The sequence below is a fragment of the Leptotrichia wadei genome (genome assembly GCF_007990445.1).
Taxonomy (GTDB): domain Bacteria; phylum Fusobacteriota; class Fusobacteriia; order Fusobacteriales; family Leptotrichiaceae; genus Leptotrichia; species Leptotrichia wadei_A.
Map to the genome: position 1 here is coordinate 902,506 of NZ_AP019841.1, position 22,699 is coordinate 925,204.

Sequence of the window (22,699 nt, forward strand, 5' to 3'; positions counted from 1 at the left end):
CAAAATAAATTTTTTATAGTATAATAACTATAAATTAAGATACTAAACAAATTTTAAGGAGTGATTACAATGATTAGACAAAGTTGGATATGGTGGAAAAGATTAAATACAATTTAATATTTTTTTGCCAGCTGTGTTGAGATTTATTGTAATTACGATTATAAATATTATGAGAAAAGCATTGGTGAAGTATAGATCAATGCTTTTATTTTATTCAGTTCTCTTAGTCGGTAAAACGATTTGAGAGAATTTTTTTATAAATTTCAACAAATTTTGGGAAAAGCGAAAAAAAGAAAAAATAAAGAAAGTGAGATATTTTATGTTGATAAACAAACCTACTTATTATTATTCAATTATCAGACAAAAGTTTAATAATTCTTACTTTGCTGAAGATGAACGGCAAGTTATTATTGGGATTGACTGTGAATATTTTGATTCTAATGAATATAGCTATAATTCCTTGAAGAAAATTTATAATTCTTTTGTGAAGCAAAAAAAGGTTGCTCCGTTTGCAGGGCTATTTGGGACATTTGCCTATGAGTCGATACATTTTTTTGAGAATATTGAGAAGATAGAAAAGGAGCAGTTTAAGTTTCCGCAGTTTATTTTTGCCAATGCGAAGGCTTATTTGCATTATTCAAAGACAAGCAAGGAATATTCATTTTATGGGGATGAAAAAACATATTTTGATTTTTTGAATGATGAAATTGAGAAAAGAGCTGAAAATAGTGAATTGCTTTATGATATAAAAACAGATTTTGATGAGGAAAGATCACATTTTTACGGCATTCTTGAAAAAGCGAAGGAATATATCAAGGCTGGGGATATTTTTCAGGTTGTGCTAAGTGAACAGTTGAAACTTGCGACAAATATGGATTCTCTTGATTTTTATGAAAAATTGTCAAAGGCTAATCCTAGTCCGTATATGTATCATTTTCCTACAAAATATGGAGATATTGTTGGTTCAAGCCCCGAAATATTAGTTGATATTTCATCAGATAATATTTATATTGCTCCTATTGCTGGAACTCGCCCAAGGGGGAAAGATGCCAATGAAGATGTATTTTTAGCAAATGATTTGTTAAATGATGAAAAGGAATGTGCTGAACATAGGATGCTTGTTGATTTGGCTCGAAATGATATTGGAAAATTTGCTGAAAGTGGCTCAGTTGTTGTGAAAAATCTTATGCATATTAAGAATTATGAGCATGTAATGCACATTGTGACTGATGTTTATGGGAAAAAGCGAAAAGATGTGTCGATATTTGAAGTTATTGCTCAAGCTCTTCCAGCGGGAACACTTTCTGGATCGCCCAAGATTCGTGCTATGCAGATTATTTCAGAATTAGAAGTATTTAAGAGAAATGTTTATGCGGGAGGAATCGGATTTTTGAGATTTAATGGGGATGTTCAGCTTGCGATTATTATTAGAACTGCATTTTTTGAAAATAAGAATTATGACTTGAATGAGGTTGACAAGGTTAGGAATGTATTTATTCAGGCTGGGGCTGGAATTGTGTTTGATTCGGTAAAGGAAAAGGAATATGATGAAATTTGCCATAAAAGAGCATCTGTACTGAATATTTTTAAGAAATTTTGTAAAGAAGAAAAAGAAATTGAAAAGGTTAAAAATAAGGAAAAGAAAAATGAAAAAGGGAAGGATGTGAAATAAATGATTTTAATGATTGACAATTACGACTCGTTTGTTTTTAATGTTGAGCAATATTTGAAGGAAATGACTGACGATGAAGTAATTACTGTGAGAAATGATGCAATTACAATTGATGATATAAAAAAAATGAATCCTGATAAAATAATCTTTTCTCCAGGTCCAAAACATCCGAAAGATAGCAGAATTTGCCTTGAAATTTTAAATAATATTGATGAACTGGGGAATATTCCAATTTTGGGGATTTGCCTTGGGCATCAGGCAATTGGGATGAATTTTGGTGGAGAAATAAGAAGGCTTGAAAATCCGTTGCATGGTAAGACTTCAAAAATTACAGTTTTATCGGAAAATTCTGTGTTATTTAAAAACTTGCCAAAAAAATTTAAAGTCATGAGGTATCATTCGCTTTATGTTGACAATATTCCAGAAGAGCTTGAAGTTACGGCAAGGTCTGAAGATGGGATTGCGATGGCTGTGGAACACAAAAGTAAAAATATTTTTGGAATACAGTTTCATCCAGAATCATTTTTTACAGAATATGGAAAAAATATGATACGAAACTTTTTAAATATTGAAGTTTCAGAAAATTTGCAAAACAATAAAAATTTTGAAAATAGTAAAAAGAAAGGAAACTTTGAAAACATGGATAAATATTTGAAAAAATTACAGGAAAATATTGCATTGACAGATACTGATTTTAGAGAAATCTGTAAAATTATTGATGATAAAAGTTATGATATTGTACAGCTTGGAGCATTGCTTGTGCTAATTTCAGAAAAAAGCCTTTATCCAGAATCATTAACTGCTTTTGTAAATAATATTTTAGAATACAGCACAACTTTTGAAGATAAAACTCCAATGATTGATGTCTGCGGAACTGGTGGCGATGGATTCAAAACAATAAATATTTCAACAGCTGTCGCATTTATTCTGGGAGCAATGGGAGTAACTGTCGCAAAACATGGAAACCGTGCAATTTCCAGCAAAAGTGGAAGTAGCGATGTACTTGATAAATTAGGAGTACCACTTGAAAAATCACTGGCAACCCAAATTGAAAAGCTGCACAAAAAAAATCTTGCCTTTTTCCATGCTCCATTTTTTCATAAATTAGTTGGAGAAGTACGAGAAGTTAGAAGCCGTCTTGGAATAAGAACTGTCTTTAACATTTTAGGACCGCTTCTTCATCCAAATACAAAGTTGAAATATCAGTTAGTCGGACTTTACCATGAACCTGTTCACAGATTATATGCTGAAACATTACAATTATTAGGAAGAGAACATGCGTTGGTTGTTCGTGGAAATGATGGACTTGATGAAATTACGATTTGCGATGATACAAAAATTATCGAAGTAAAAGGAGATCAAATTCTTGAATATACAATTTCTCCTGAAAGTTTCGGATTTAAAAGAGCTTTTCATTCTGAAATCGAAGGTGGAACAGCAGAAGAAAATGCTGAAATTTTAAAGAGAATATTAAAAGGTGAAGAAAAATCTGCAAAATTTGATATAGTTGTGTTAAATGCGATGTTTGGACTTTATACTGCGGATGTGGTAGATCACCCTGCAAAAGCAAAGGATATGGTTTTAGAAGCAATTGAAAGTGGGAAGGTTTATGAGTTTTATAAAAATTATACAAAGTAAGTTTTTGATTTTAATAACTTTAATATTGGCTATTTTAGGATTTTTTCTTTATAATACCAGTACAAGAAAAATCAATTTTAATCCCGAAAAAATTGCTAGAATAGAAGTTTTTAGCAAAGAGAGAAAAATTAAAGATATAAATTCTCCTAATAAAATAGATGACATTGTAAAAATATTGCAACAATTGAGAAGTAGAACAGAATCTGTAAATGATTTTCCAAATCTAGAAAAATATTATTGGTTAAAAATAGAAGAACTAAAGGTTTATATTTATGAGAATGATAAAAAATATTATGTAGAAGTTCCGTATAATGCTATTTATCTAATAAACAAAAGTCAATATAATAAATTGTTGGAAATAGTGAAATAATATTGTAAAATATAACTGAAAAAAATATAATTTTGAAATTTATGTTATAAAAAGGATTTAAATTTAAAATTTTTCTAATAAAAATTATTTAGTTTTCCTAAAATTATAAAAAATAAGAAAAAAGGGTGATTAAATGAAATTGTATCATGGAAGTAATGTCAAAGTAAAAAATCCTAGAATTATCACAAATACTAGGCTCTTAGATTTTGGATATGGTTTTTATCTAACTTCGGATTTTAAACAGGCTAAAAAATGGGCAAAGCTGACTCAAAAACGGAGACAACAAGGAATTGCAACCGTTTCCGTGTATGAAATAAGCAAGGAGCAATTAAAGAATTTGAAAGTTTTATATTTTGAATCAGCCAATAGAGAATGGCTTAAATTTGTTACTCAAAATAGAAGCAATAATATAATAAATAATGAAAATTGGGATATTATAATAGGACCTGTTGCAAACGATAATACAATGCCTGTTATCAATCTCTATTTAAATGGAATCTACGATGAAAACGAGGCTTTAAAAAGACTTTTACCTCAAAATCTTAAAGACCAGTATACTTTTAAAACAGAAAAGGCTCTTAAATATTTAAAATTTTTGGAGGTGGAATTATGAATATGAAAACAATTTTTTCAGATATATTGGAAAAATATGATACTCAAATCATAAGATTAATTGTTGAAAAATACGGTTTTAATGAAATGGAAGCGTTAAGAAAGTTTTTTTATTCAGAAACATATAAAATGCTTTCAAATTTTGAATTAGAAATGTGGGATTTTAGCCCTCTTGTAATTTTTGATATGTGGGAAAATGAGCAGGTAACTGGAAATCCTAGAAATTCACTATATATGAGAGATGATTACTATGTCTAAAGAAATGAATTTTTTTATATATTTATTGGAAAAGTATGCAGATAAAAAAAATAAAAATGCGAGTGATATTTTAAAAGAATGGGATAAACTTAATATAACGCAATTAATATACGATATGTATGAAAAATATCATACGGAAACTTTAGAAAACGCATTTGAAGATATTGATAAAATTTTAGAAAGTAAAAGAAATTGAAAATATGATAAAAACTTTATATAAAGAAAAATGTTTGAGGTATTTTATAATCCCAGAAATAATACTATTATTTATATTTTTCTTCAAATTTTCAATACTAGTATATATAATACTACCTCTTTATGTTATTGAGAGTATATTTGATAATATTTTTTTCAATATTCCATTAATTTGGTTATTATTTAAAATAACAACTATGTATTTTTGCTCTATAAAGTTTAAAAAAATAAATAAAATTGAAGATGAAGAAAAAAAGAAAAAATACAAAATTAGGTTAAAAATAATAATTTTTTTAGTAAATATAGTAATTTTCGTTATTTTCACAATACTCTCTACTAATTTAATAAATCAAATTGTTAATACAATATTAAGTTTTTAAACTACGAAAGGAGAAATATGGATATTTTAGAAAAAATAAAAATTAAAAGAGATATACAGCTTGAAGAAGAATTAAAGTCTTTTAAGCAACCATCTTTAAAAAAGGCACTTAATCAAAAAGGAATTCAGATTATTGGGGAAATTAAGAGAGCTTCTCCATCGAAGGGAAAAATTGCAAAAGATGATTTTGATTTGTTAAAACAGGCACAAAGTTATGTGGATAAAGGAGTTTCAGCTTTTTCGATATTGACAGAAAAGGAATATTTTAAAGGGGAGAATGATTTTATAAAAATTGTAAGGGAAAAATTTCCAGAAATGCCGATTTTGAGGAAGGATTTTATTTATACTCCGTTTCAGGTGGCTCATGCTAAGTTTTTGGGGGCTTCGGCAATTTTGCTGATTGTGAGAATGCTGGATGATAAGATGCTTTTGGAACTTCATAAGCTGGCACAGGATTTGGAAATGGATGTTTTGGTAGAAACTCATGATGAAGAGGAAATAAAAAGGGCTTTAAAGATTCCAAATTTGGAAATTTTGGGGATAAATAACCGAAATTTGAATACTTTTGAAGTTGATATTAGAACTACGGAAAAACTGATAAATGAAATTCCAAGCGATGTTTTGAAAAATTTGACTATTGTAAGTGAAAGTGGATTTTTGTCAAAAGAGGATGTGGAATATGCAGAAAAATTGAATGTGGATGGGCTGCTGATTGGAGAGGCACTTATGAAGGGGCTTATTTAATAAACTCAAAAATTTAAATAAATAATTATGATTTTGGAATTTAATTTTCTTGAAAATAGAACTAATTTAAATTAATCAAAATTTATTAAATGTTTGATACTTATACTATTCCCCACTAAAGCAATGGAGTTTTTATAATTCCATTTAGCAAGGGGTCAAGACCCCTTGTCAGAAAGTAAATAGGAGATTATTTCTTTTCTTCAAATGGAGTTTAGTATTAAATGGAATAGTATTAGTAAAATAGTTATAAAAATAGATTTATGGAAGGAAAAAAATTGGAGAAAAAAGAAAATAATGTGGCAACTGATGATTTTACAGAAAATGCTACTAAATTGAAGGTTTGCGGGATTAGGAGCATTACTGAAATTAATGAATTAAAAACTTTGGATATTGATTATTTTGGATGTATTTTTGCGAAGAGTGCAAGGCAGGTAGATACGGAGCTTGCGGCTAAGATTGCTAGGATTGCGCATAGGCACGGGAAGAAAACTGTTGGAGTATTTGTGAATGCGATGATTGAGAATGTTGTGAAAATTGTGGAGGAAACTGGAATTGATGTTGTGCAGCTGCATGGGGATGAATCGGTGGAATACTGTGTGGAGCTTACGAAAAAATTGGAAAAACTTTATGAGAAAAGCTGCTTTAGAAAGCGTAAAAATTTTCCGCCTAAAACTAAACTTTGGAAGGTTTTTGGAGTAACTGATGAACTTCCAGATATTGCAGATTATAAGCAGTATATTGAATATCCGTTGTTTGATGCGAAGGGAGAAAATCGTGGGGGAAATGGGATTGTTTTTGACTGGGATATTTTGAAAGATTTGGAGGAATATTCATTTGTGCTGGCTGGAGGGCTTTCGGCTGAAAATATTTGTGAGGCGCTTGAATGTAAGCCTGCGATTTTGGATGTAAACAGTAAAGTTGAGGTTAATAATAAAAAAAATAAAAAATTAGTTGAGGAAGTTGTAAATTTAGTAAAAAAGGGAAAATAATAATTTAAAAAAATAAATGTGAAAGGAAAGAAATATGGGAAATAAACATTTTAATGAAAAGGCATATTTTGGGCAATTTGGTGGGCAATTTGTGCCAGAAACTGCTATGTTTGCTTTGGCGGAACTGGAAGCAGAGTATGAAAAATTGAAGAATGATAAGAAATTTTTTGAGGAATTTGATGATTTGTTAAAAAATTATGTTGGGCGTGAAACTCCGCTTTATTATGCAAAAAATTTAAGCGAATATTATAATCACGATATTTACTTGAAAAGAGAGGATTTGAATCATACAGGTGCTCATAAAATTAATAATGCGCTTGGGCAGGTTTTGCTTGCTAAGAAAATGGGGAAGAAAAAAGTGATTGCTGAAACTGGGGCTGGACAACATGGAGTTGCGACTGCTACTGCTGCCGCTCTATTAGGTTTGGAATGTGATGTTTATATGGGAGCTGTTGATATTGAACGGCAAAAACTGAATGTGTTCAGAATGGAACTTTTAGGTGCAAGAGTTATTTCAATTGAAGATGGGCTGAAAACATTAAAAGAAGCGACAACAGCGGCTATTCAGTCTTGGGTTGCTGAAATAGAAACTGTATTTTATGTAATCGGTTCAGTTGTAGGGCCTCATCCATATCCAACAATTGTACGTGATTTTCAGTCAATTATCGGATATGAAACAAAAGCACAACTTGATGAGCTTGGAAAACATGCTGATCATGTGATTGCCTGTGTTGGTGGCGGAAGTAATGCAATTGGGATTTTTAGTGCATTTATAAATGACAATTCAACTAAACTTTATGGAGTGGAAGCTGGAGGTTATGGAATTGACACAGATATGCATGCTGCCACATTGACGCTTGGAAAACCTGGAATTATTCACGGAATGAAAACTTATGTGCTGCAAAATAAATATGGGCAAATAAGTCCAGTTCATTCAATTTCCGCTGGACTTGACTATCCAGGAGTAGGTCCTGAACATTCGCATCTGTTTGACACGAAAAGGGTAACTTATGCACCAGTTACCGATGATGAGGCGATGAAGGCACTAATGCTCGTTACAAGAAAAGAAGGAATTATTCCAGCGATTGAAAGTTCACATGCTTTAGCATATCTTGAAAAATTATGTCCTGCACTTTCTAAAGACAAGAGGGAAACTATCGTTGTAAACGTGTCTGGACGTGGAGATAAGGATATGCATACTGTTTTTTCTGTATTAAAAGATAAGGAAAGTGGCGGAGAAAATGGAATTTATGAGTTAAATGGAGGTTTTGAAAATGAGTAAAAAAATTATTGATGTTTTTAAGGAAAAAGAAAAAGTAAATATTGGCTATATTGTTGCAGGTTTTCCAAGTGTTGATTTTACAAAGCAATTTTTACAAAATTTAGATAACACGGCCCTTGATATGCTAGAAGTTGGTATTCCATATTCAGATCCGTTAGCTGATGGAAAATTAATTTCGCATGCATCATTTCTAGCTTCAGAAGCTGGAGTTACTACTGATACCGTATTTGATTTGCTAACTGAAATAAAAGACGATATTTCAAAACCTTTGATCTTTCTGATTTATTACAATCTAATATTTGCCTATGGAATTGATGAATTTATTAAAAAGTGTAAAAAAGCCAATATTAAAGGGTTAATCATCCCAGATCTGCCTTATGAGGAAGCCTTTGAAATGTCAGAAAAATTACGGGAAAATGAAATTGCTCTTATTCCGCTTGTAAGCGTTACTTCTGGAAATAGAATAAAAAAAATCGTTTCCCAAGGAGATGGCTTCATTTATGCAATCGGTTCGTTAGGAGTAACAGGTTCAAAACAGGTTGATTTACCACGTTTGGAATCATTTATCAAGGAAATAAGAAAAGTTTCAGATTTACCAGTTTCTTTGGGATTTGGAATAAAAAATAACGACAATGTCAATACAATGAGAAAATATGCGGATGGAGTAATTGTAGGGACAAGTATTGTTGATTTTACTTTTAAAAATGATGTAAATTATACGATTCAGAAAATTAATGAATTGTTTAAATAATAAGATTATCATATTAAATTAAAATTATTCATTTTACTAGTCAAATAAATGAAAGAATTTTAACAAAAAGATAGCAATAAGTCGTAGCTTTATATAAGTGGGAGATGAATTGCTTTTTTTGTAAAAAAATTGAAATATATTTTGTTTGATGATATAATAAATCAAAATTTGTAAATAATTCAAAAAAATAAAAGATAACTTATAAGAAAGGAGAATACATTTAAATTATGGAATTTTATAATTTTATTTACTTAGAAAATAAAAAACTTATAACTGATAAATTTTTGCTTGTTTTAATTATTTTTGTAATTGCATTTATGGTATTTGCATTTTGGAAATGGTTTAAAGGAAGTATTTCTTTGAGAGATAAGCAGCTTAGTATGCTTGGACTGATGTTTATATTTTTGTTTGGGCTGTATCACTATGAAAATTATAGAACTAAAAATGATCAGGAAAAAGTTTATAGAAATTCAGCAAGCGTTATTAAAAAATTATCTGAAAAATTTAAAGTAAGAGAAAATGAAATATTTATAAATACTCCAGAAATAACAGAGCATACTGTTTATAAAATAAAAGACAAGTTTTATCAGATTCATTGGGTGGATAATAATATTTTGGTTGAACAGATAACAGTGCCTTACGTGGATGAAATTAAACTGATTAAAAAATAGAGAGGTTTTTGAAAATATTAAGGAAAGTGAGATGATGTGATTTTGGATTCAATAATTCTTGTAGCAATAAAACTTACAATTGGATTTATTGCATTGGTCGTATTTATGAACTTGAATGGGCGAAGCCAGCTGGCTCCAACTTCTACAGAAGACCAGATAGGTAACTATGTTCTTGGAGGAATTATAGGTGGAGTAATTTATAATCCAAGCATAACAATAGTTCAGTTTTTAATAGTTCTTTTAATATGGGTTCTTTTAATGACGGCAATAGATTTTCTAAAAAATTCAAATAAAAATGTAAAAAAATTTATAGATGGACAAGTTGTGTATTTAATAAAAGATGGAAAAATGTTAACTGAAAATTTTGCACAGGCAACGCTTTCTATTCCTGATTTTTATACTAAGTTGAGAACAAAGGGAATTTCACAAATATCAGATATAAAAGATGCTTTCATGGAATCAAATGGACAATTGATAGTCATACAAAAAGGTGAAGATGGTTATTCAAATTTATTGGTTTCAGAAGGAAATATACAGGAAGATAATTTAGAGCATATTGGAAAAGATAACAATTGGCTAATAAAGGAATTGGAAAAATATAATGTTACTGATCTTAGCGAAATTTTTCTTGTTGAATATAGCAGTGATGGAAAACTTTTTATTGTGAAAAAATAGAAAAAATTTTGAAAAAGAAAAATACTCAAATGGCGAGTGAATTTGCTAGATGAGTATTTTTTATTAATTGTTATTAATTTTATAACATTCTATCTCTTCTTTTTTTATTTATATAATAATTTTAGATATAGTAACTTTTTTATTTGATTATCTTAAAATTCTAGGTATATATAAATATTAATCTAATTTTAAAAAATTCAGATTGAAAAAATTATCAGATGTGATATAATATAAATGTATACAATAAAAATTAAATTGAGGTGATAAAAATGGCAACTTCAAGTTTTTTCAAAAATTTAGAATTAAGCAAGGAAGCGGCTGAAGAATTGATAAAGATGACAGAAGAAGGTTTTACTGTAAATAAAGTACCTGATTTGGAATATAAAGAAGCAAATATTGAAGAAATAGGGAAAAAATTTAAACTTAGAAAAAGGGAGAAAAAATAATTGGAGAGTAAGAATTTACGTAAATTACTAGATGAGTATGAAGAAATTGATATAATTGAAATGCTTAAAAATTTTAAGAGTATAAGAACTTCTGGTATAAAAAATGATATAGAAGTTTTTTTACAAGAAAAAGCAATAAAATTTGAAAAATCTTCTATTTCTTCAACATATATTGTATTTTCTAAAAATAATGAAATTTTAGGATATTTTACAATAGCAAATAGAAGTTTGGTTATTCCAAAAGAAAATTTTGAGGTTTTATCTAAAACTCAGCAGAAAAAATTAGGAAATAGTGCTGCAATATTGAGAAATGGTGACCTGATGACAAGCAGTTTTCTATTAGGTCAATTGGGTAAAAATTATTCAGATGGTGTAAAAAACTTGATATCAGGTAGAGAACTTCTTACGTTTGCATATAATCTTTTTTTAAAAATAAAAGAACTTATAAATGTAAAATATATATGGCTTGAATGTCAAAATGAAGTGAAAATTATTTCATTTTATCAGAATTTTGGATTTAAGATGTTGGAAAGTATGACTTCTGAAGAAGGATTAAAAGTTATGATAATGGAATTGAAATAAATTTTAAATAAAATAAAAAAATTGAAAAAAATAATTTACAGAATAAATATTATAGGTTTTGGAAAATTTTTAAATATTTTTAAAGATTTTAGAGCCCTGCGACTTTAGGCGTGGGAGGTTCAGACTATAATAGACCTGTTCGATAACTATACAAACTTAGAATTTAATAAAATAAACATCTTGAAGCAAGGGGTCTTGACCCCTTGTATAGATAAAAAAACTTAGGTTATCGAACATATCTAATAAACATAGTAAAACTGATTTAAAATCGAATACAAAAGCTATGACTATTTTACTTAAACTTTAAGTTTGTATAGTTTTTAACAGTTTAATTTTGAATGAGTTTGAGTATATTAGCAAGAAGAGAACTAAAGGTGATACTTAAAATAAAAAATAAAGTAAATTTGAGGAGGAAAATTAATGGGAAAAAAGGCATTAGTAATCGGAGCTGGAGGAGTGTCAAATGTAGTTTGTCATAAGTGTTTAGTTCGATTATGATAGCTAGTCGTACAAAGGCAAAATGTGATGAAATTAAAGAAAGGATTGAAAAAAGCAAATATGCTGGAAGAATTGAAATTCAGACTGCACAGGTAGATGCTAATAATGTGCCTGAATTGGTAACGCTTATTAATGAATATAAGCCTGACATTGTGATAAATGTGGCTTTGCCGTATCAAGATTTGACAATTATGGATGCTTGTCTAGAAACTAAGACTGATTATTTGGATACAGCGAACTATGAGCCGTTAGATACTGCCAAATTTGAGTATAAATGGCAATGGGCTTATAAGGAAAAATTTGAAAAAGCTGGAATTACGGCTATTTTGGGAAGTGGATTTGATCCAGGTGTTACTGGAGTATTTTCAGCTTATGCACAAAAGCATTACTTCGATGAAATAAATTATATTGATATTCTTGATGCAAATGCTGGAGATCACGGTTATCCGTTTGCAACAAACTTTAATCCTGAAATTAATATTAGGGAAGTTACAGCTAATGGAAGTTACTGGGAAGATGGAAAATGGGTGGAAACAAAGCCTATGGAAATTAAACGGGTATATGATTTTCCACAAATTGGTGAAAAAGATATGTACTATTGCACCATGAAGAATTAGAATCGCTTGCATTAAATATAAAAGGGATTAAAAGAATTAGATTTTTTATGACTTTTGGGCAAAGTTATTTGACTCATCTAAAAGTGCTTGAAAATGTTGGAATGACATCAATTGAGCCAATAGAATTTGAAGGAAAGCAAATTGTACCGCTACAATTTTTGACAGCAGTATTGCCTGATCCAGCTTCGCTTGGGCCTAGAACAAAAGGTAAAACTAATATCGGAAATATTTTTAGAGGTAAAAAAGATGGAGTTGAAAAAACTTATTATGTTTATAATGTTTGTGACCATCAAGAATGTTATAAAGAAGTCAGCTCACAAGCTATTTCCTATACAACAGGAGTTCCTGCAATGATTGGAGCTGCAATGGTACTTACAGGTGAATGGAAAAAGCCAGGAGTATTTAATGTGGAAGAAATGAATCCAGATCCATTTATGGATGCGTTAAACAAGTTTGGACTTCCATGGATTGAAAACTTTGATCCTGCATTAGTTGATTAGTTGTTTAAATGATAAAATATTCAATTTATTAAATTAAAATTAATAAATATAAACTATTTTTACTCTCGTTCTAAATTATAATTATTATGATTAAGATAGAGAGTATTTTTTTTTGTTATTTTAAACATATATATTAATAAATGATTAATAAATAATTATTTTTCAAACAAAACTCAAAAAAATGCTTGAATTTTTTTTGAATGTATTATAATATTAAATTAGGAAGTTATTTTTTTGAGAAAATATATAGATCAGTTTAAATACAGATAAAATAATCATCACTTAGCCTAGAAATCATTTTTTTTTGTATTTTGGATTATTATTGTTTCTGAAAAAAATTTCCAGATTGATGATTTTAGATTGTCGAACAAATAGTCAATTGTAAAAGGAAATAAAGATTAAATAACAGTAGATTTATAACTGTAAGAAGTCAAGTTCCTTGTAAAAGTGAAGGGAAATAATGAAGATAAAAATTTAAAAATGCTGTATTAGTTCAAATTTTTATACTTTTACAAACAGTTATAAAACAAAAAAGAGAAGGAGATTAAAAATGACTGGCAATTTATTAAATTTAAAAAAGATCTAAAATCATTTGCAAAAAGATGTAAAGATTTTAGATATACAAATGCGGCATTGATTACATTTTTGATTACAGGTGTCGTAAGTATTAGAGACAACTTATTTTCTGCAGAAATGAGCAAAAGCATCGAGAGTCAGAAACAGGTAATTTCAACATCAATAAAGGATATGCATACTAAAGTTCAGCAAACTAGAAGAGAAAATGACAAACTTTTGAAAAAAACAAATCTGGAACTAATTCAGCTTATGGAACAGGGAGATCACGTAGTAAAATCTCCATGGAGCAGTTGGCAATATGGAATTAACGGATTTTATAGTAACTGGAATGGAAGATACAAAGGACGTGGAGATAAGGAAGAAAAATACCCTTATCAAGGAATCTTTGAAAGAAGTAACGATCTTTACGAAAGATCAATCTCTCCAGATAGTGGTCAATACAATCTATTACACAGAAACAGAAAACCAAACTTTGCATCAGGATCATCAAAAGGATTTGGAGTAGCAAGTTTTAAAACGGTTAAAGAGCCGATTATTCCATTTGAAGTGAATGCAGGAATACGTCCGAGAAATATCAACAAATCAGCAATTACAATAGCAGCAAAGACAGCAATTACACCAGAATTACCAGAAGCAATCAAATTTACACCTCCGAAACCTGTTATAAGTATACCAGAAGTACCTAATTTACCAGCTCCACCTACTTTTAATATAAAGTTAGGATCATTTTGTAATTATATGACACCTAACTGTAATGCAAGAGGTGATAACGGTGGTCCGTATACAGGAACAGGAGCAGGAACTCCTTATTCTTTTAGTCATTTAACAAATCAAACTGTAACATCTTCTGATTTATCTGGGGGACCAGCAGTCAGATATGCATGGCAAAATGTTGATTCACCATTATTAAAAGTATATTTTGATTATGGTCTTGTATTCCAAACAGGAATTTCACATGCAGCAGCAGCAACAGGAGGCGGAACATTAACTTTAAATGCACCATTAACAATTGATTCAATAAGAGGTTCTATAACAGATCCAAATGCTTCTGTACGAACATGGAATAATCAAGTGTTTTTAGTTGGAGGTTCTAGAGTGGCGACTTTAGATAATGGAACAAATGCAAAAATTCTTAATAATAATAAGATCGATTTAGTTGGGCCACTTGTAATCGGATTTGAAATGCAGTCAGATACAAATAATTTTAAAAATTATAGTATTGTACAAGGAACAAGAGAAGTTGAAAATGCGAATATAATAACAGATAGTTCAGAACCCTCAAATAATGACTTAAATACAATTTTTGCTACAAATCCAAATGGAGTAACATTAAATTTGGCACCTAAATTAGGTGGAGGAAGTATAGTTGTAAAAAGAAAAAATGGATATACCGGCTATAAAATAGGACTAATCTTAACTTTTGAAAATAATGATAATTATACTACGAGCAAATATATATTAAAAAATAGTGGAAAAATTGATTTTGGTGGTGAAAAATCAATAGGAATACAAATATATGCACCAGGTTCTCCTTCTAATGTTGAAGTATCAAATAGTGGTACAGGAACTAATGGAATATATATGGGTGGAATTGAAAGCTATGGAATGAAATGGTCATCAAGAGTTTCTGATGCAAGTACAATGAATAATACTGGAAAAATTACTGTAAGTGGAGATGCAGGAACTGATGCAAGTGGAAAACCAGTTAATTCACTATCTTCAGGAATTGCAGTTGTAGAAAATTTTGATTATTCAGGAGCAGATGCAATAAGAGCATATACTGGAAAAGTAACAAATAATGGAACTATAGCTGTATCAGGTGGTAAAGCAAATACTGGAATGGTTCTTGTCCTGAATGCGGCAGATGATATTACCAATACATCTTTAGGAACTATAACAGTAGATAGTACAACTGGAAAACAGAATATAGGTATGAGAGTAGATAAAGGTTCTACTGGTACTGATAATAGTGGAACTCCAGTAGCTAAAAATGAAGGAAAAATTTATTTAAGTGGAGATTCTTCGATAGGAATGGTCGCAAATGGAGAAGCTAAAATTACAAATAGTGCTTCAAGTTCAGAAATAACATCTAATAGTGCAAATGTAAAAAATGCAATTGGAATGGCAACTGATGGAGGAACTATTGATAATAATAGTAAAATTGAATTGCTAGGTTCAGGAGCATCAACTAATACGGGAGTGCTTTTAGTAAAAGAAAATAAAACTACAACCCCTAGTGGAACATTTGGAACAAATAGTAATATTAAAATTACAGGAGATAACTCAATAGGAGTATTAGTTAGAAATGGTACATTAGATTATGCTGGAACTACAACTGCACAGGGAAAAGGAGTAGCAGGACTTATTGTTGGAGATAATGGAACAAATATGGCTACTGTAACTGCTAAAGATACTGGAACAGTAACAGTAAATGGTGGTGCTTCAACAACTCCAGCTGGAGTTTACAGCTATACAGACGCATCAGGAAACACAATCAAAAAAGGATCTTACGGAATTGTTGTTGGTAAAAATTCAAATCTTTTAAGTAATAATGGGAAGAATGTCGATGTTGATGTAAATGTTAAGGAAGCTGAATCAATAGGGCTGTATGCAGGTGAGAATGCTACATTGGAAGTTGGAAATCATACAGTAAAAGCTGATGAAGGTGCAGTAAACTATGATGCAGATAAAGGTAAGATTACATTAAAAGGAACAGGGACTGCGACAACTGGTAAAAAATCATTGTTATTCTATCTTGGTGAAGATGGTACAGGTAAAGTTTCGATAGATGGAAAAATGACAGCGACTATTGAAGGTGCAACTAAGGCTAGTGAAAGAGGAACGGCTTTTTACTATGTAGGAAATGGTGGAAATTTTGGAAAAAGTGAAATTGAAGGATGGGCAAAGGTTAATTTTGGAGATGGAACAAATACAACTTTGGGAAATTTGACATTAAATATGAATAAAGATTCAAGATTATTTATAGCTCAAAATGTTGGGATGAATTTATCTGATACAACAGGAAATACTATTTCAAGTGCAACAGGAGCTCATATAAATGGGAACGACTATAAGACATTCATGCTGTATTTAAGTAAACTTACAATTAACCAGGATGTAAACTTGGATAATAGCACGGATGCATATAATAAGCTTGAAATTTCAAATTCGTCAATAACAAATGCAAATACGAAGACTATAACTGGAACAAAAGCTAATCAAGTTGCAATGGCACAGGAAAATGACAGCAAATTGTATTCAACAAGTAAAGTTACATTGTCAAATGAAGGAACGATTAATTTAAGTGGTGCAGGTTCTACAGGGATTTATGGGAAATATGGAGAACTATATAATCAGGCAACTGGTGTTATGACAATGGGAGATAAAACAACGGCAATATATGGAACTGGAGATTCAATAATTGAAAATAAAGGAAAGATTACAATAGGTTCCAATACTACAGGGTTATATTCTGAAGGGTCTAAGTCACATGCCATAAAAAATTCAGGAACAATAGAATCATCAGGAAACGATTCAGTTGCAATATCTTATAAGCCAGATGCTACGCTTAGTCCAGGAACAGTATTGGAAAATACAGGAAAAATCACTATGACAGGTGATAGAAATACAGGTATTTATGCTACAGGAACACCAGGTTACACAGCTAAAAACAGCGGAATAATAACATTGGGAGATTCGGCAACAATTAAGAATCCTAATGTAGGACTTTATACAGATCACGATGCTGTCACTCTTGAAAATACAGGAACAATAAATTCAGGAAATAATACAATTGGAATTTATGGATATGGTGCAAATAATTCTGGAAATCTAAAGATAGGAAATGCAGCAATTGGAATCTATTCTCAAGGCAAGGATGTAAACTTGACAGGCGGAACTATTACTACTGGAACTGATGAAGCAGTCGGAGTTTATACAGTTGGAAGTGGACAGACAATTGCAAATAATGGGACTTCATTTAATATTGGAAAAGATTCATTTGGATTTGTAAATGTAGGAAGTGGAAACAAAATAATTTCAAGTATTTCAAATATTGGACTTAATGATAATAATGTCTACATTTATTCAAATGATACGAAAGGAACTGTAATAAATAATACAAGTATAACTTCAGGAGCCGGAGCTAAGACAAATTATGGTATTTATTCAGCTGGAACTGTAACGAATAATGCAAATATTGATTTATCAAGTGGTGTAGGAAGTGTGGCAATTTACAGTATTAAAGGCGGAACTGCAACAAATAATGCAACAATTACAGTTGGAGAATCAGATGTTGTTAACAAGCTTTATTCAATAGGTATGGGTGCAGGATATGAAAATAGCGATACAGGAAATGTTGTAAATAAAGGTACAATTAATGTAAATGGAAAAAACAGTATTGGAATGTATGCAAGTGGAAACGGAAGTACTGCGACAAATGATGGAAATATTGTGTTGAATGCAAATAATACTACTGGTATTTATGTTGACAATGGTGCAACTGCGATTAATAACAAATCAATTACAACAGGTTCAGGAAACTATATGAGAACAGTTGGAGTATATCTTGGAAAAGATACAAAATTGATAAATAATAAAGGTGCTGTTATAGATATAAATGGAAAAAGCGGTGTTGGAGTTTATTTGAAAGGTGGAACAATTGCCAATTATGGAACAATTAGGGTAAATGGAAGCACAAGGGATGAAGATACAATCTATGAATTTAAATTACCTTCTACAGGAAAAGGTATAGGAGGAGTAAATATAGATGCGCCTTCAGGAGCAACAAGTGCTACAATTACATTAAATGGAGTTCCACAAACACCAGTAATTATAAATACAGTTAAGAAAAATCCAATATCTGTATCAGCATCAAGCATCGGTCTTTATGTAAATACATCAGGAGTTGATTATACAAAATCAATAGATGGATTGCAAAACTTGACAAGTGAAGCAGATCTTATTATTGGAGCTGAAGCAGCAGAATCGACAAATAGTAAATATATACTCGTAAATGATCCTAATATAATAAATCCATACAGAACAGCAATGTTAAACAATCCAAGTATTAAGTGGAATGTATATTCAGGTTCAATAGGATGGATGGCTACTCCGACATTGGATTCAAATGGAGTAATTACAAGTTTGTATATGGCTAAGATTCCGTATACAGAATGGGCTGGAAGAGAAAGTACACCTGTAAACAATATGGATACATATAATTTTGCAGATGGTCTGGAACAAAGATATGGAGTTGAAAATTTAGGAACTAGGGAACGTGCAATATTTACAAAATTAAACGGAATTGGAAATAATGAAGAAGTATTACTTCAACAAGCTTTCGATGAAATGATGGGACATCAATATGGAAATACTCAAATGAGAATAAATGCAACTGGAAACTTGCTTGATAAGGAATTCAGATACTTGAAACATGACTGGAGAAATCCATCTAAACAAAACAACAAGATCAAGGCATTTGGAATAAGAGATGAGTACAATACTGATACAGCAGGAATTATTGACTATATAAGCAATGCTTACGGAGTAGCTTATGTTCATGAAGATGAAAAGATCAAGATGGGTAATTCTAGCGGATGGTACGCAGGAGCTGTAACAAACAGATTCAAGTTTAAGGACATTGGACGTTCAAAAGAAGATCAGACAATGATAAAAGCTGGAATATTCAAGACAATGTCACCTAAGAAGGACTATAACGGAGCATTGCAGTGGACAATTGGCGGAGATGTGTTTGCAGGAATTAACAATATGAAACGTAGATACTTAGTCGTTGATGACATATTCCAGGCAAAATCAAATTACAATTCTTATGGAGCTGCATTAAAAAATGAACTAGGCTATGATATAAGAATGAGCGAAAGAACACATCTAAGACCTTACGGGGCATTGAAGATGGAATACGGAAGATTTGACAGCATAAAGGAAGATTCGGGAGAAATGAGACTTCAAGTTAAAGGTAATGATTACTTCTCAGTTAAGCCTGAAGCAGGATTAGAATTTAAATATGTTCAGCCACTTGCAGTCAGAACAAACTTGACTGTTGGAGTTACAGCCGCTTATGAAAACGAACTTGGAAAAGTTGGAAATGTAAACAATGAGGCAAAAGTAAGATATACAAATGCTGACTGGTTTGGAATAAGAGGCGAAAAAGACGACAGACGTGGAAGTGGTAAGTTTGACCTTAACATCGGAGTAGACAATACTAGATTTGGTGTTACGGTAAATGCTGGATATGACACTAAAGGAAATAATGTTCGAGGTGGAATTGGATTTAGAGCAATCTACTAATTTAAATAGTAACAGTTTTAAATTGTTAGTCACAATTATATAAAGACTCCTTTAAATATAGGAGTTCCAAAGAAGTTCGGTAGCTTTGTGAAATTTATTTTCAAGGCTATCGAATTTTTTTTATATTAACCCCCTTTTAAAAAAAGGAACAAATTTTTATAATATTTTTAAGTTTTTTAAAAAATGTAAAAAAATTTAAAAAAAAGTGTTGACAAAAAAATCAAATAGTGGTATATTATATTTGTTAGCAACCAAAGAGATAGAGTGCTAATAAAGAGTAAGATAAATTTAGTAATAAAAAGGTGATATATATGGAACAAAACTTTACGCAAAAAAGTATGAGTGCCATCTCGGAAGCTCATAACTTTGCGATTAGATATAAACATTCCGAGATAAAAACGGAGCATTTACTTCTTGCTTTAATTAATCAAATGGATGGACTTATTCCTAACATTCTACAAAAGATGGGAATTAATCCTGCCGAATTGACTAAAAAGCTTGAAGCAAAATTGAATAGTATGCCAAAAATTGAAGGTGGAGTTGGTGAAGCAAGACCGAACGCTGAAGTTAATCGAATAATTGTTGGTGCTGAAGATTATGCTAAAAAGATGGGTGACAGCTACATTAGTACAGAACACTTGTTTCTTGCGGCATTTGATAACAACTCTTTCTTGAAGGAAAATGGCGTTAATAAAAAACAATTTGAAAATGTTTTAAATGAGGTTAGAGGAGGAAGAAAAATTATGACAGACAACCCTGAAAGTACTTACGAAGCATTAGATAAGTTTGGTAAGGATTTGGTTGAGTTGGCGAGAAAAGGTAAATTGGACCCAATAATTGGTCGTGACCAGGAAATTCGTCGTGCAATCCAAATTTTATCAAGAAGAAATAAAAATAATCCGATTTTAATTGGGGAACCTGGTGTTGGTAAAACTGCTATCGCCGAAGGAATTGCTCAGAGAATCTTGAAAGGAGATGTACCTGAAAACTTGAAGGATAAAACAATCTTTTCATTAGATTTAGGAGCGTTGGTAGCTGGTGCTAAATATCGTGGGGAATTTGAAGAAAGATTAAAAGCGGTTCTTGAAGAAATTGAAAATAGTGAAGGTAGAATAATTTTATTCATTGATGAAGTTCATAACATCGTTGGAGCTGGAAAAACTGAAGGTTCAATGGATGCTGGAAACCTTTTAAAGCCAATGCTTGCTCGTGGTGAAGTAAAAGTAATTGGTGCAACAACAATTGATGAATATAGAAAATATATTGAAAAAGATGCGGCTCTTGAAAGAAGATTCCAACCAGTAATGGTTAATGAGCCAACAATTGAAGATACAATTTCAATTCTTCGTGGATTGAAGGAAAAATTTGAAATTTTTCATGGAATTAGAATAACTGACAATGCGATAGTTACTGCTGCAACAATGAGTGACAGATATATTAATGACAGATTTTTGCCAGATAAAGCGATTGACTTAATTGATGAAGCTGCTGCGAAGGTAAAAACTGAAATTAATTCGATGCCAGTTGAATTGGATGAAATTACAAGAAGATTGATGCAATTGGAAATTGAAAAAGTTGCGTTGAGTAAAGAAACTGACAAGGCTTCTAAAGAAAGATTGACTACTCTTGAAAAAGAAATTGCTGATTTAAAGGATGAAGAAAAAGAATTGAAATCACAATGGGAAAGAGAAAAACAAGAAGCTGGAAAAGTTGCTAAAATTAATGAAGAAATTGAAAAAATTAAATTACAAATTGAAGAGGCTCAAAGAAAAAATGACTATAATAAATTGGCTGAACTTCAATATGGTAAATTGCCAGAATTAGAAAAACAAAAAGAATCTGAAGAAGAAAAGGCAATAGATAATTCTTCTGTTGCAAATAAATTATTGAAACAAGAAATTGACAGTGAAGAAATTGCTGAAGTTGTTGGAAAATGGACAGGAATTCCAGTTGCGAAATTGTTACAAGGGGAAAGAGAAAAAATCTTACACTTGGCTGAACATATGATGAAAAGAGTAATTGGACAAGATGATGCAATTAAAACTATTAGCGATACAATCATTCGTTCTCGTGCTGGATTAAAAGATCCAAACAGACCAATCGGTTCGTTCATATTCTTAGGACCTACTGGTGTTGGTAAAACTTATTTGACTAAGACATTAGCATTTAACTTGTTTGATGATGAAGACAATATTGTAAGAATTGATATGTCGGAATATATGGATAAATTCAGCGTCACTAGATTAATAGGAGCGCCTCCAGGATATGTTGGATACGAAGAAGGTGGACAATTGACAGAAGCTGTTAGAAGAAAACCTTATTCTGTAATCCTATTTGATGAAATTGAAAAAGCACATCCTGATGTATTCAATGTATTGTTACAATTATTAGACGACGGTAGACTTACTGACGGTAAAGGTAAAATCGTTGACTTCAAAAACACAATTGTAATTATGACATCAAATATCGGTAGTGAAATCATCTTAAATGACCCAATGGTAAGCGAACCTACAAAAGAAGCCGTTTTAGATGAAATGAAACACAGATTTAAACCTGAATTTTTAAACAGAATTGACGATATTATAGTGTTTAAAGCATTAGGAAAAGAAAGTGTTAAAAATATTGTTAATCTTATCCTTGAAGGTATTAACGAAAGATTGAAAGAACAATACATCAAAGTTGAATTTACTGACAAAGCATTGGATTTCATCGTAGACGAAGCATACGACCCAGCTTACGGTGCAAGACCATTGAAACGATTTGTGCAAAAGGATATTGAAACTAATTTGTCTAAAATGATTTTAGGTGGAGAAGTTCCTGAAAATAGTGTTGTTAAAGTTGATAGTGATGGTAAAGATTTGATTTATAAAGTAGAAAAATAAAAGAAAATAATTTTAGATTAGTCTTTTGAAATTAATTCTTAAAAATTAATTTT

At 30.7% G+C, this 22,699-nt stretch carries 18 protein-coding genes; all 18 read left to right on the plus strand.

What is annotated here, in order from left to right; all coding sequences use genetic code 11:
• Nucleotides 1–319: 319 nt before the first annotated feature.
• Complete coding sequence (locus FVE74_RS04375) at nt 320–1,672, plus strand: anthranilate synthase component I family protein (RefSeq protein WP_147003398.1); 1,353 nt, start codon at nt 320–322, stop codon at nt 1,670–1,672.
• On the plus strand, nt 1,673–3,310 hold the full coding sequence (gene trpD, locus FVE74_RS04380) for an anthranilate phosphoribosyltransferase (RefSeq protein WP_147003399.1): 1,638 nt from the start codon (nt 1,673–1,675) through the stop codon (nt 3,308–3,310).
• Nucleotides 3,282–3,680 (plus strand): DUF5301 domain-containing protein, encoded by a 399-nt coding sequence (locus FVE74_RS04385; RefSeq protein ID WP_147003400.1) that lies wholly within the window; start codon nt 3,282–3,284, stop codon nt 3,678–3,680. Before trpD ends, FVE74_RS04385 begins: the two co-directional genes overlap by 29 nt.
• Nucleotides 3,681–3,813: 133 nt before the next feature.
• A complete protein-coding gene (locus FVE74_RS04390) occupies nt 3,814–4,293 on the plus strand; it encodes a DUF3990 domain-containing protein (protein ID WP_094080638.1) in 480 nt (159 codons plus the stop codon).
• Entirely contained in the window at nt 4,290–4,550 is a 261-nt protein-coding gene (locus tag FVE74_RS04395) for a hypothetical protein (protein ID WP_015769084.1), read from the plus strand. Before FVE74_RS04390 ends, FVE74_RS04395 begins: the two co-directional genes overlap by 4 nt.
• Nucleotides 4,543–4,746 carry a DUF3791 domain-containing protein gene (locus tag FVE74_RS04400; RefSeq protein ID WP_015769083.1) on the plus strand — a complete coding sequence of 68 codons (204 nt, stop codon included), beginning with the start codon at nt 4,543–4,545 and terminating at the stop codon, nt 4,744–4,746. Before FVE74_RS04395 ends, FVE74_RS04400 begins: the two co-directional genes overlap by 8 nt.
• A 396-nt stretch (nt 4,747–5,142) precedes the next feature.
• Nucleotides 5,143–5,868, plus strand: coding sequence for an indole-3-glycerol phosphate synthase TrpC (locus FVE74_RS04410; protein ID WP_147003401.1), 726 nt, complete (start codon nt 5,143–5,145; stop codon nt 5,866–5,868).
• A gap of 275 nt (nt 5,869–6,143) precedes the next feature.
• Nucleotides 6,144–6,857 (plus strand): phosphoribosylanthranilate isomerase, encoded by a 714-nt coding sequence (locus FVE74_RS04415; RefSeq protein ID WP_232054070.1) that lies wholly within the window; start codon nt 6,144–6,146, stop codon nt 6,855–6,857.
• Between the two features lie 34 nt (nt 6,858–6,891).
• Nucleotides 6,892–8,139, plus strand: coding sequence for a tryptophan synthase subunit beta (gene trpB / locus FVE74_RS04420; RefSeq protein WP_147003403.1), 1,248 nt, complete (start codon nt 6,892–6,894; stop codon nt 8,137–8,139).
• A complete protein-coding gene (trpA, locus tag FVE74_RS04425; protein ID WP_147003404.1) occupies nt 8,132–8,890 on the plus strand; it encodes a tryptophan synthase subunit alpha in 759 nt (252 codons plus the stop codon). Before trpB ends, trpA begins: the two co-directional genes overlap by 8 nt.
• A 227-nt stretch (nt 8,891–9,117) precedes the next feature.
• Complete coding sequence (locus FVE74_RS04430; protein WP_147003405.1) at nt 9,118–9,561, plus strand: DUF3290 family protein; 444 nt, start codon at nt 9,118–9,120, stop codon at nt 9,559–9,561.
• Nucleotides 9,562–9,597: 36 nt separating this feature from the next.
• Nucleotides 9,598–10,236: a DUF421 domain-containing protein gene (locus FVE74_RS04435; protein ID WP_232054071.1), complete on the plus strand. Its 639-nt coding sequence runs from the start codon at nt 9,598–9,600 to the stop codon at nt 10,234–10,236.
• A 269-nt stretch (nt 10,237–10,505) separates the two neighbouring features.
• A complete protein-coding gene (locus FVE74_RS11490) occupies nt 10,506–10,682 on the plus strand; it encodes a hypothetical protein (protein WP_172617435.1) in 177 nt (58 codons plus the stop codon).
• Nucleotides 10,683–11,264, plus strand: coding sequence for a GNAT family N-acetyltransferase (locus FVE74_RS04440; protein ID WP_147003406.1), 582 nt, complete (start codon nt 10,683–10,685; stop codon nt 11,262–11,264).
• A gap of 494 nt (nt 11,265–11,758) precedes the next feature.
• Complete coding sequence (locus FVE74_RS11880) at nt 11,759–12,379, plus strand: saccharopine dehydrogenase family protein (RefSeq protein WP_232054073.1); 621 nt, start codon at nt 11,759–11,761, stop codon at nt 12,377–12,379.
• Nucleotides 12,361–12,879 carry a saccharopine dehydrogenase family protein gene (locus FVE74_RS11885; RefSeq protein ID WP_232054074.1) on the plus strand — a complete coding sequence of 173 codons (519 nt, stop codon included), beginning with the start codon at nt 12,361–12,363 and terminating at the stop codon, nt 12,877–12,879. Before FVE74_RS11880 ends, FVE74_RS11885 begins: the two co-directional genes overlap by 19 nt.
• A gap of 564 nt (nt 12,880–13,443) precedes the next feature.
• Complete coding sequence (locus tag FVE74_RS04450) at nt 13,444–19,764, plus strand: autotransporter-associated N-terminal domain-containing protein (protein WP_232054105.1); 6,321 nt, start codon at nt 13,444–13,446, stop codon at nt 19,762–19,764.
• A gap of 311 nt (nt 19,765–20,075) precedes the next feature.
• The gene (gene clpB, locus FVE74_RS04455; RefSeq protein ID WP_147003408.1) at nt 20,076–22,646 is read left to right on the plus strand and encodes an ATP-dependent chaperone ClpB; all 2,571 of its coding nucleotides are present in this window, start codon (nt 20,076–20,078) and stop codon (nt 22,644–22,646) included.
• Nucleotides 22,647–22,699: the final 53 nt, after the last annotated feature.

Coding starts and splice junctions, on each gene's coding strand:
- FVE74_RS04385 (WP_147003400.1), top strand. CDS start 3,282: ATGAGTTTTATAAAAATTATACAAAGTAAGTTTTTGATTTTAATAACT.
- FVE74_RS04400 (WP_015769083.1), top strand. CDS start 4,543: ATGTCTAAAGAAATGAATTTTTTTATATATTTATTGGAAAAGTATGCA.
- clpB (WP_147003408.1), top strand. CDS start 20,076: ATGGAACAAAACTTTACGCAAAAAAGTATGAGTGCCATCTCGGAAGCT.
- FVE74_RS11490 (WP_172617435.1), top strand. CDS start 10,506: ATGGCAACTTCAAGTTTTTTCAAAAATTTAGAATTAAGCAAGGAAGCG.
- FVE74_RS04430 (WP_147003405.1), top strand. CDS start 9,118: ATGGAATTTTATAATTTTATTTACTTAGAAAATAAAAAACTTATAACT.
- FVE74_RS04410 (WP_147003401.1), top strand. CDS start 5,143: ATGGATATTTTAGAAAAAATAAAAATTAAAAGAGATATACAGCTTGAA.
- trpD (WP_147003399.1), top strand. CDS start 1,673: ATGATTTTAATGATTGACAATTACGACTCGTTTGTTTTTAATGTTGAG.
- trpA (WP_147003404.1), top strand. CDS start 8,132: ATGAGTAAAAAAATTATTGATGTTTTTAAGGAAAAAGAAAAAGTAAAT.
- FVE74_RS04395 (WP_015769084.1), top strand. CDS start 4,290: ATGAATATGAAAACAATTTTTTCAGATATATTGGAAAAATATGATACT.
- FVE74_RS04375 (WP_147003398.1), top strand. CDS start 320: ATGTTGATAAACAAACCTACTTATTATTATTCAATTATCAGACAAAAG.
- trpB (WP_147003403.1), top strand. CDS start 6,892: ATGGGAAATAAACATTTTAATGAAAAGGCATATTTTGGGCAATTTGGT.
- FVE74_RS04390 (WP_094080638.1), top strand. CDS start 3,814: ATGAAATTGTATCATGGAAGTAATGTCAAAGTAAAAAATCCTAGAATT.
- FVE74_RS11880 (WP_232054073.1), top strand. CDS start 11,759: ATGATAGCTAGTCGTACAAAGGCAAAATGTGATGAAATTAAAGAAAGG.